Genomic DNA, 3087 nt, shown 5'->3' with positions numbered 1-3087 from the left:
CCCGGTGCCGCCGCTCGGCGAGCACCTCGGGCTCGCCGGGCTCCGCGCGCGGCGCCTCGGGCGCGACGCGGGCGGTCAGCGCCCGCACGGTCGGCGACTCGAAGAGCGCGACCGCGGTCAGGGCGGTGCCGAACTCGGCGTTGACCAGGTTGATCAGCTGGAGGCCCATCAGCGAGTGGCCGCCGAGGTCGAAGAAGTTGTCGTCGACGCCGATGCGGTCGATGCCGAGCAGGTCGCGCCACAGACCCGCCATCCGCCGTTCGTGGTCGCCGTCGGCGGGGGCGTACGCGCGGGCGAGGGCGGGCCGGGCCGCGCGGGTCGGGCTCGCGGTCGCGCCCACCAGGCCGACCCACCGCTCGACGCGCCGCGCCAGGTCGCCGGTGGAGACGACGACCCGCCCACCCGGTGCGGCCAGCGCGAGCCGGAAGGCCTCGACGCCCTCGGCCGCGGACAGGGAGTTCTCGGTCATCGCCGCGCCGAGCCGGCCACCCCGCACCTTCGCGGCGGCGGACTCCCACGTGTCCCAGTCCACCGCGAGCCACCGGCCCGGACCGCGGTGGGCCAGGGCCAGGGCGTCGAGGACGAGGTTGGCCGCGGCGTAGGCGGCGAACCCGAGTCCGCCGAGCACGGCCGAGATCGAGGACATCAGCACGCAGAAGCCGACCGGCTCGTCCCGCAGGACCCGTTCCAGCACCAGCGCGCCGCCGGCCTTGGCGCCGAAGTGCGCGGCGCACTGCTCGTCGGTGAGGTCGGAGACCGGGCGGAAACCGGCCACGTCGGTGACGCCCGCCGCGTGCACCACGCCGTCGAGGCCGCCGAAGCGGTCGCGGGTGGCGGCGACGACCTCCCGCATCCGGGCCTCGTCGGTGACGTCGGCGGCGAGCACCAGCACCTCGCCGCCGCGCCGCTCGACCTCGCGGACGCGGGCGATGCGCCCACTCGTGGCCGAGTCCGGCTCGTCGGTCAGGTGCCGGTCCCAGGTGTCGCGCGGCGGCAGGCCGGTCCGGCTGGTCAGCACGAGCTTGGCCGCACAGGTGGCGGCGAGGTGGTCGGCCAGCTCCAGGCCGACCCCGCCGAGACCGCCGGTGACCAGGTAGACGCCGCCCTGGCGCAGCACCGGGTCGGCGGGTCCGTCCGGGGCGGACAGCGGCGCGGCGTCCCACACCAGCCGCTCCCCCGCGCGGAGGGCGACCTGGTTGTCCGTGCCGGTCCACCGCAGCTCCTCGGCCAGCAGGTCCGCCACGCGGTCGTCGCCCGGGACGACGTCGACGGCGCGGCACCGCAGCATCGGGTACTCCTGGGGCAGCACCAGGCAGGCGCCGAGCACGGCGGCCTTCCCCGCCTCCGGCCGGTCGTCGGGGCCGACCGCCTGCACGCGGTCGGTGACCACGGCGATCCGAACCTGGCCGGCGGGGTTCTCCGCGAGGGCGCGGGCGAGCAGGCACAGGCTCCGGAACCCCGGTTCCCGGCCCGCTCGCAACTCCTCCTCGGAACCGGTCTCGCCCACGCCCCACAGGTGCACGACCGTGGCGGGCGGGGTGTCCAGCGCGGCCAGCAGCCGCCGGTGGTCCTCGGCCTCGCCGGGGCGGATCCGGTACCCGTCCCCGGGGACCGCCTCGAACGCGTCGCCCCGCCGGACCAGGGTCACCTCGACGCCGTCGCCCGCGAGCCGGGCGGCCAGCGCGTCGGCAACACCGCACTCGTCCGCCAGCACCAGGCACGGTCCCGCGACGGCTCCGCCGGCGGGCAACTCCCGGGCGCGCCAGACCGGGACGTGCAGCCACTCCCGCACCGACCGCCGAGCGGGGGCGGTCGGGCGGTCGTCGGTCGCGGCCGACTCGCGGTGGCGCGGCGGATCGACCCAGTGGGACTCGCGCTGGAACGGGTAGGTGGGCAGCGGGACCCGGCGGCGGTCCTCGCCGTCGTGCAGCGCCGCCCAGTCGACCGCCACCCCCGCCAGCCACAACCGGGCCAGGGTGGTCAGCACCGCGGCCCCGTCGTCGGTCCGGTCCCAGCGGCCCGGCAGCGTCGACACCACCGACCCGAACCGCTCGGCGGGGCAGTCCGGGTGCCCGCGCAGCAGCGCCCCCAGCGACTGGCCCACGCCGATCTCCACCAGCACGCGGTCCGGTTCGGCCAGCAGCGCCGCGGCGCCGTCGCCGAACCGCACCGGGTGGCACATGTGCCGCGCCCAGTACGCGGGGTCGGCGACGTCCGCGGCGGTGATCCACGTGCCGGTGACGTTCGACAGGTAGGGGATGCGCGGCGCGCCCGCCTCGACGTTCGCCGCCACCCACCGGGTCAGGGGTTCGGCCACCTCGGCGAGCGCCCGCGAGTGGAACGCGTGGGAGGTGGTCAGCCGGCGGCACGCCACCCCGCGCGACTCGAGCAGCGCGGCGGCGAGCCCGACCTCCTCGACCGGCCCGGCCAGCACCGACATGCCGGGGCCGTTCACCGCGGCGACGTCCAGCCCGCGGCCCACCAGCGCGGCGGCCTCGTCGGCGGGCAGCGACACCGCCAGCATCCCGCCCGGCGCGACGCCCTCGATCAGCCGGGCGCGCTCGGCCACCAGGCGGGCCGCGTCCGGCAGCGCCAGCACACCGGACAGGCACGCGGCCACGTACTCGCCGACGCTGTAGCCGAGGAAGGCGTCCGGCCGCACGCCCCAGCTCATCAGCAGCCGGGCCAGCGCGTACTCGACCGCGAACACCGCGGGCTGCGCCAACGCGGTCCGGGCCAGTTCCCCCTCGTCGGTCCCGGTCCGGCCGAGCAGCGCCTGGAAGGCGTCACCGCCCTCGGCGCGGCCACCCCCGAACACGACTTCCGCCAGGTCGACGCCCAGCGCCGGGTCGAGCACCGCGCGGCACTCGTCGAACGCCTGCCGGAACGCGGGTTCCCGCTCGTGCAGCCCGGCGGCCATGCCGCGGTAGTGCTCGCCGACGCCGGCGAAGACGAACGCGACCGGCCGGTCGCCCACCACGTCCGCGCCGACCAGGACCCGGCCCTCGCGCAGGGCGGCGACCGCCTCGCCCACGTCGGGGACGACCACCGCCCGGCGGTGCTCGAACTCGCGCCGCCCCACCTCCC

Annotated in this window: 1 protein-coding gene; it reads right to left on the bottom strand. The window is 77.7% G+C overall.

The annotated features are described in order from the left end of the window. On the bottom strand, window positions 1-3087 hold a 3087-nt coding region (locus ACFV4N_RS41945; RefSeq protein ID WP_499678263.1), incomplete at both ends, for an SDR family NAD(P)-dependent oxidoreductase.

Origin of the sequence: Actinosynnema sp. NPDC059797, from assembly GCF_042732085.1 — a bacterium.
Classification (GTDB): Bacteria; Actinomycetota; Actinomycetes; order Mycobacteriales; family Pseudonocardiaceae; genus Actinosynnema.
Note: the sequence above shows the minus strand (reverse complement) of the source record. Positions and strands in the feature narration are given on the sequence as shown.